Below are 8655 nucleotides of genomic sequence, written 5' to 3' on the forward strand. Positions count from 1 at the left end.
AAAATATTTTAAGGAGTAGGTGAAGATAATGAAAATAGAAAACAAAATATTAAAATTATCCGTTTTAGGTGCATTATTCTTTGCACTATTTGGTATTGCATGGGGATGAGCGATAGATTCTGAAATGATTATATTCGATGGATTATATTCATTTATCAGTTTGTTATTATCTATGTTATCCTTATTTATAAGTAATTTTATGTCTAAAAATGATGTAGAGAAGTTTCCTTTTGGAAAACATATTTTAGAACCATTAGTTATTTCAATTAAATCTTTAGTTATACTTATAATGTGTTTATATACTCTTATAGATGCAGTAAAGATAATGTTTAATGGAGGCAACAACATAGAATTTGGACTAGCTATAGTTTATTCCATTATTTCGGTTGTTGGTTGTGGCATAATCACTTTATATATGAAGAAGAAAGAGAAAAAGTTATCTTCTGAATTAATAAAAGCTGAGAGTAATCAATGGTTTATGGATACAGCTTTAAGTGCAGCAGTATTAATTGGGTTTTTAGTTGCAATAGTTTTATCTAAAACTACCTTAAGTTTCTTAAATCCATATATAGATCCAACTATGACTTTAATAGTATCAATAATTTTCTTAAGATTACCTATAAAGACTTTTATAGAAAGTTTTAAAGAGATTATATCTGTTAAGGCTGATGATGAAATTAATGATGATATATATGTACTAGTAAAAGAAATTGAGGAAGAGTATAAATTTGAAGAATCAATTGCTAGAGTTTCTAAAATAGGTAGAGAACTTAGAATAGAAATAGATTTTGTCTATAATCAAAATAGTAAGTTAAAGACCTTAGACCAAATGGACAGTGTAAGAGAAGAAATAAATGATGCTATGAAGCATATTAAATATAATAAGTGGTTAAATATTTCATTTACTGCAAATAAGAAGTGGATAGTTTAAAAGTCAGCGAAAGCTGGCTTTTTTTTATATAAATAGGTATTTAATAAAATTACAAAAAAATAATATTTTTGAGAACATTTTATTAATTTAAATCGTCTAATAAGTAAAGCTATAAATTAAAAGTTATGCTGCAAATATTACAGATTATAGGATAGGAGAAAATATTGAATATAAACATAAATGAAAACAAATTGTAACCAAATTGTAATGAATTTTTAAGGTAATATAAGTGGTATATAATAGCAAATAATGATATTATAAGATAAAAAGTAAAAATATAATATTAAATATAATAAGTATGGAGGAATTTATGAGTAAGAAGCTAAAAAGAGTATTTTCTATAGCAATGTCTCTTGCTTTGATGGTATCTGCTGTCGGTTGTTCTGGTGGAGGTACTAAAAAGTCTACTATGGGGAGATATATTGAAGAAAGATATGAATCTCCAACAGATTCATATATTCAAAACATGACTAAACTAGATGACGGTAGAATTGCAATGGTAGGCCAAACTTATGATACTGAAGTAAGATTATCCAGTTTTATTTCAGAGGATGGTGGACAAACTTGGAGTGAAACTATTATAGATTTACCAAAACAAGATGGTATGGAAACTTCAATTATGAATTCTACTGTATTAAGTGACGGAAGAATACTTATAGGATATTACTTTATGGAACCATGGGTAGAACCAGAAGTTGATGAAAATGGTAATATTGCTGAAGATGAAAGTACAGAAATACTAGATAAAGAAGAATGGAAAGAACCAGAATATAAATATGCTATAGTAAATCAAGATGGAACTTTTCAAGAAATAGAAATAGAACAAGAAGAAGCAGAAGATGGAATGTGGTATGGACAACCACAATTTAAAGCAGCTTCAAATGGAGATATATTCTATTCAACTGGTAAGGGTGATTCAGTAGTTCAATTAGATGGAACTACTTTTGAAGTAAAAAATGAGTATTTCTTTGAAGATTATTTTAATGATTATTCAATAGTAGGAGATTCGCTTATCATATATGGATTTTCAACTATAGTAGAATTTGATATTAACACTGGAGATGAAAAGGGTAACTTAGAGGAGTTAGAAAAAGAAGTTTTAGGAGATACTGTTCAGTATTATCCAACATTTATAGACTCAGGAAGTAAAACTAAATTATATTACTATACTACATTAGGTTTATATGAATATGATTTATCAGAAAAGAAGACTAAACAACTTATAGATGGAGCATTAAGTTCTTTTGGTGATACAGAAATGCATTTAATGTCTTTTGTTGAAAAGGATAATAATGAATTTTTAACTGTATTTAATGATTGGAGCAATGGAGGAACAGCTATTATTAATTTTGCATATGATGCCAATATTCCATCTGTTCCTGATAAACAATTAAGAGTATATTCATTGTTAGAAAATGATCAAGTGAGACAAGCTGTTTCTTCTTATGCAAAAGCGAATCCAGATACTTATGTTAAATATGAAATTGGTATGTCTTGGGGAGAAGAAGGAATTACTGAATCAGATGCACTTAAAACTTTAAATACTGAAATTGCTGCTGGAAATGGTCCAGATGTTATATTACTAGATGGGCTACCAGTAGAGTCTTATATAGAAAAAGGGCTTTTAGAAGATATAAGCGATGTTATATCAGAATATACAAATCAAGATTTATTATTTAAAAACATAGCAGATGCGTATACTGTTGATGGAAATATATATCAATTCCCAACTAAAATTAAGTTCCCAATGTTAGTTGGAAACAAAGATGTTATAGAATCAGTTTCAGATTTAGATTCATTTGTAGAATTAGCTAAAAAGTTAGGAAAAGAAAATCCTGATAAGAGAATATTTAATGATTACTATTCTCCTAAGACTTTAGTTTATTCATTATATTATTTATATGGAAATGATTGGTTAAATAGCGATAAAACTATAAATGTTGATGCATTAAATAATTTCTTTGAAAAATCTAAGGAATTATATACTGTTGTTGATGAAAATATGAAGAGATATTATGAAAAGATGGAAGCGATATGGAATGATAAATTCCAAGGTGAACAAATTCCTGATAAAGAGGAAATTATTGAAGATGAAGACTTTGAAGAAGGCGATGGAGAAGATTTTGTAGACCCTAACGAAGGAATTTGGAGCGTATACGAAATTAATGATTACTTAATGCCTTCGGTTTATGCAGATTCATTATTAATGGATGGAAATAATGCTGGTTCATTAATTTATGGTGGATTAGATTCATCATGGGGATATCAATCTTTAATTACTGCATTAATAAATAATAAAGATTTAGATTATAAGATGTTAACAAGAGGCGATGAAAAAGTATTTATGCCTATTGATCTTTTAGGAGTAAATTCTAAAGCTAAAAATAAAGAGGAAGCAAAAGAATTTATTAAAGAATTATTTAATGAAAAATCTCAAACAAGATATTATGGACAAGGAATAACAGTAAATAAGGAAAGTTTGAAAAAAGAATTTGCAATAGACGAAGAGTGGCAACCAGAATTTGATGAAGAGACTCAACATTACTTCTCAGGATCAATGGGATGGCAAGATGAAGATGGAACTATGCATGAAGTTAAACAATACATGCCAAATGAAGAAGATGTTAATAGATTAATAGGTGAAATAGAAAGCTTAACTGTAGCTGGAACAGTTAATAGAGTATTATTAACTGAAGTAGCTAAACAATTCGAAGCATACGCTTTAGGAAATAGTAGTTTAGATGATGCTATTAATACAATAGTAGATAATTTAGATTTATATTTGGCGGAGTAATATGGAAAAGGTAAAAAGAAAGAAGAAGATAAATAAAGCACCATTATATTTTATTTTACCAAGTCTAATAGGGGTAGCAGCGTTTACGTTGCTTCCCTTCTTAGATGTATTTATTAGATCTTTTCAAAGTGCAATTTCAAGAGAATTTTCTGGGCTTGAAAATTATTATGATATATTTTCAAATGCTGCATTTAAGCTAGCATCACAGAATACAATAAAGTTTGTGTTAGTATGTATACCTTTATTACTAGCAATATCATTAGCTATAGCAGTATTCTTAAATAAATTTGTACAAGCATCTCAAATTTTAAGAACTGCTTTTTTAATACCTATGGCTGTTCCAATAGCTTCAGTTGTACTTATATGGAATATAGTATTTCATGAGCAAGGAGTATTGAGCGGAGTATTAAATAATTTTAATATTGTAGGCCAAGATTGGATGAGTACTAGATATGCTTTTTGGGTATTAGTATTTAGTTATATATGGAAGAATCTCGGATATACAATAATATTATGGTTAGCAGGACTAAATGCGATATCAAAGGAAATTTATGAATCAGCAAAGGTTGATGGAGCAGGAGACTTGAAATGTTTTACTAAGATAACATTACCTTGCTTAAAACCTACATTATATACAATAGCTGTTTTATCTTTACTTAACTCTTTTAAAGTATTTAGAGAGGCTTATTTAGTAGCTGGAGATTATCCAGATAAGAGTATGTATTTATTACAACATTTATTTAATAACTGGTTTAGAGAGATGTCATTTGGAAAGATGGCTGCAGCCTCTGTAGTAATGGCAGTAATAATCTTTGGATTAATTATGCTTTTACAGAGGGCATGGGAAAATCAAGATTAGAGAGGAGATTGCTAAAATGAAAAGAAAAATTATATTTCTTATATTAGTTATATTATCTTTATTTATGTGTTTTCCAGTTATCTTTTTAATAGCAGGGTCTTTCATGGGGAAAGCAGAGTTAACAGGACACCTTGCTCCAGTGCTGGGCAAGGGAAAAGACTTTGTTAGTTGGGGGTTATTACCGAAATATCCAACTATAAGGTCTTATGTTGAGCTATTATTAGATACACCACAATTTTTCGTGATGTTCTGGAATTCAGTAAAGATAGTGTTTTTATCAATTGCTGGACAACTTATTGTAGGAATAGCGGCAGCTTGGGGATTTGCAAGATACAACTTTAGATTTAAGAAAATATTATTTACTTTATACATAGTAGTAATGTTAATGCCATTTCAAGTTACTATGCTATCAAGTTACTTAGTTTTAGATTCTTTTAAATTATTAGATACTCACTGGAGTATTATATTACCTGCTATTTTTTCAACGTTCTCAGTTTTTATAATGTATAGATTTTTCTGTAATATACCTGAGGCTATTATTGAGTCAGCGAGAATAGATGGGGCAAGTGAATTAAAGATATTTTTTAAAATAGGAATTCCGTTAGGTATGCCAGGAATAATGTCGGCAGTAATCTTACAATTCTTAGAACTTTGGAATTTAATAGAACAACCATTAACATTCTTAAAAGATAAGAGTTTATGGCCGTTATCAATTTATCTGCCTAATATAACATTAGAAAATGCAGATATAGCATTTACGGCATCAGCTGTTACATTAATAGCAGCTATAATAGTATTCTTTGCAGGTCAAAGTTATTTAGAGCAAGGTATTGCAGCATCAGCAGTAAAGGAATGATGAGTTATGAGTATGAAACAAAAAATAAAGAAGATTATAAATTTCGAATATGTTAAAAAAGGAAAAGATACGATACAGAAGAAAGCAGTTAAGTACTTAGGTGCATTTTTATTAATTATGATAGGATGTACTATGTTATCAAGATTTGCAGATTCTTTAACAATTCCTGTTATCAAAACAGAAAAGCCAAAGGTAAAAACAATGGTTGATGAAGTTAAGGCTTCTGGAAGAGTAGTTAAAAATAGAGAAGAAAAAATATCTACAATTGAAGGATTAAAAATCGAATATGTAAATGTAAGTGTTGGAGCGTTAATTAAAGCAGGTGATGTTTTAGTTGAATTGGATACTGAAGATTTACAAAAAAAGATAGATGATATAAACGAAAATATTTCTAGAGATGAAAAAACTTTAGCTAGAGCTAAGGAAGATTACAATAGAGCTATATCTTCTAAAAATAGTAATGTAGCAAAGGCTTTAGAAGAGATGAATAAAGCAAAGAAAGAATTAGATGAATACAGACAACTTCCAGAGGCATCAGGAGATGGAGTTAATGAAGAAGGACCGGTAAGAGATCCAGCAGTAGAAGAGAGTTTAAAGGCTGATTATGAAAGCAAGAAGGCAATGTATTCATCAGCAGTAGAAGACGCTAATGACACATTAGATTTAGATCGTAACCTACAAGATGTTAAGGATTCATTAAAATTAGATGACTATTACGCAGAATTAGAAAAAATACAACCACTATTAGATGCTAATGGAAAAGTAACATCTCCAAAAGAAGGAATTGTTACAAGTGTATTTGCTCAAAATGGTGGAGTTACATCTGATGCTATAATCTCAATAGCAGATAAAGAAAGTGGATATAAGTTTGTTGGACAAATAGAATCTAGCAAGAGAACTTTAGTAAAACAAGGACAAACTGTAGCTCTTAAATTAAATAGTGGAAATTACGTTGAAAATCTAACAATAGAAGCAATTTCAAAGAGTGAGGAAAGTCCAGATTATTTAAATGTAACAGTTGTTTTACCAGCAGGTACAGGTGAAATAGATGATATGGGAGAAATAATCATTTCAAGTCAATCTAAAAAGTACTCTACATGTGTTCCTTTAGCAGCATTAAGACAAGGAGATAATAATAGTTATTATGTCTTAGCTGTAAGTGAAAAAGAAACAGTACTTGGTACTGAAAAGATAGCAAAAAAGTATGAAGTTCAAATTGAAAAGAAAGATAACGAATTTGCAGCTTTAAAAGAAGGTACATTCTCAAGAGGAGAACAAGTAATAATAAGTAGTAATAAAACTGTTGAAGATGGCGATAGAGTTCGCCTGGAGACTGAATGATAAGGCAAGTAAAGCATATAATTAAGGTAATCCTTATTTTTGCTTTAGTTATGTGCTGGGGAATTACTTTAGGATATGCAAATAATATTGAAAGAGATAATGATACAATAAACTTTTATTTTGAAAATGGAAATATTAATGCAGATATAGTAAAAAATATTGAAGAAAGTAAAAGTGATATATCTGTAGTTGGTTGGACTGAAAAATCATTACAATCAGCTACTAATACAGACTTGAATAGAACTGCAAGTGATCTTAAGGTATTAGCTATAAGGGGAAACTCGTCCTTATTATTTGATGGAGCACTATTATTTCAAGATGATAAAGATGGTTGTTTAATAGATACAGAAACATCTTATAAACTTTTTGGAAGTACACATTCTAGTGGTAAGGAAATAACTTATGGAGAGAGAAAATTAATAGTACGAGGTATTCATGATAGTACAAAATCTAATATTATTGTTCAATTATTGGATGATGATAGAGATGTTTTAGATGGGTTAACTATTGATGGAACTGATATGACATTAAATAAAATAGAAGAGTTTAAGACGCAGTTTGGAATTCAAGAGATGGCAATAAGTGGTGGTATATATCATAATTTTGCGAAGGTATTTGCAATGGTATTTCCTATAATAGCTTTAGTTTTAGTATTAATTAAAGTTATAACACATTTTTTCAAGGCTAAGAGAAAACCGGTGTTAAAGATAATATATATTTCCATGGCAATAATAAGTATATTTATATTCTTTAAAGTTACAAAATTAAATATTTCTATTCCGCTAGATATGATTCCTAACAAATGGTCAGATTTTGATTTTTGGAGTAAGATGTGGAAAGAAAATATAGAGAAGTTACAATATGTACTTTATATGAAGAAGTATGGAATAGATATTTATAATATAGAAAATTTGATTATGAGCGGATTGTATTCAATTTTAACAGTAATATTATTTGTAATTAATTTAAAGGTCAATAAGATAAAAGATATAAAAGAATTAATTTATATAGTATCAGCAAGTGTATTATGTACATTTATAGCGGTTCTTACTATATGGTCTAAATTCAGCTTTGATGTCAATATAACAATGTTATGGGTAGTATATCCTTTATATCTTTGTGGAAATTACTTCATGGATGTTCATGAAAAGTATTTTAAATATGAAGAAAATGAAATAATCCAAGAAATAAGAATAAAAGAAACAGTTACGAATTAAAACTGTAATAAATATTCATGTTTATTAAGAGAGTAAAATGACAAGTATTAAGTTAACTATAGTGTTAATTTGAGCTTGTCATTTACTATTTACTAATATAAGTTTATAAGTTGTCATAAACTCTTACTTGTATATATTTGTTAATTAAGATAAAATATAAATTTATAAGATTTATGATATATAAAGGAGAAAATAATGCGAGACATAACTAATTCTAGAGGTAAAATATTTAGACATTTTAAAGGAGATTTATATTTAGTTGAAGATTTTGTAAAGCATTCAGAAACACAAGAAAATATGGTGCTATATAGAGCATTATATGGGGAGTGCGGCTTATTTGTAAGACCTTATGATATGTTTGTAGAAGAAGTTCCAGAGGGTAAAGTTAATCCAACTGGACAAATATATAGATTTCAAGAATTTGAAGTAAAAAGTGTAAAATAATAAAATATATATTATAAAAGAAATTACTGATTCAATTTAAGATAAGTGGATATATTTTAAGAGAGATGTATCCATTTATTTTTATATTAAATATGAATCTGTTAAGTTGATATGAAAAAATAGCTTGATTTTTCATAGAATTGCTCGCTCTTTGAAAATTATATAAGTTTGAATTTTTTATTGTATGGTAAACAAACCTACAATAAAATTGAT

Annotated in this window: 7 protein-coding genes; all 7 read left to right on the forward strand. The window is 28.3% G+C overall.

Annotated features, from left to right (window positions below; translation table 11 throughout):
- Window positions 1-124: 124 nt before the first annotated feature.
- A complete protein-coding gene (locus tag H8S10_RS07495) occupies window positions 125-931 on the forward strand; it encodes a cation transporter (RefSeq protein WP_186838455.1) in 807 nt (268 codons plus the stop codon).
- A gap of 310 nt (window positions 932-1241) precedes the next feature.
- Window positions 1242-3725 (forward strand): extracellular solute-binding protein, encoded by a 2484-nt coding sequence (locus tag H8S10_RS07500; protein WP_186838456.1) that lies wholly within the window; start codon window positions 1242-1244, stop codon window positions 3723-3725.
- A gap of 1 nt (window position 3726) precedes the next feature.
- Window positions 3727-4584, forward strand: coding sequence for a sugar ABC transporter permease (locus H8S10_RS07505; RefSeq protein WP_186838457.1), 858 nt, complete (start codon window positions 3727-3729; stop codon window positions 4582-4584).
- 16 nt (window positions 4585-4600) lie between these two features.
- Entirely contained in the window at window positions 4601-5440 is an 840-nt protein-coding gene (locus tag H8S10_RS07510) for a carbohydrate ABC transporter permease (protein WP_055266411.1), read from the forward strand.
- Between the two features lie 12 nt (window positions 5441-5452).
- Window positions 5453-6781, forward strand: a complete 1329-nt coding sequence (locus H8S10_RS07515; RefSeq protein WP_186838458.1) for an HlyD family efflux transporter periplasmic adaptor subunit — start codon at window positions 5453-5455, stop codon at window positions 6779-6781.
- Complete coding sequence (locus tag H8S10_RS07520; protein ID WP_186838459.1) at window positions 6778-7998, forward strand: hypothetical protein; 1221 nt, start codon at window positions 6778-6780, stop codon at window positions 7996-7998. The genes H8S10_RS07515 and H8S10_RS07520 overlap by 4 nt, the downstream gene beginning before the upstream one ends.
- Before the next feature lie 192 nt (window positions 7999-8190).
- Window positions 8191-8442: a DUF1653 domain-containing protein gene (locus H8S10_RS07525; protein ID WP_186838463.1), complete on the forward strand. Its 252-nt coding sequence runs from the start codon at window positions 8191-8193 to the stop codon at window positions 8440-8442.
- The last annotated feature ends 213 nt before the right edge of the window (window positions 8443-8655 follow it).

Origin of the sequence: Clostridium sp. NSJ-49 (assembly GCF_014287725.1) — a bacterium.
Lineage (GTDB): Bacteria > Bacillota > Clostridia > Clostridiales > Clostridiaceae > Clostridium > Clostridium disporicum_B.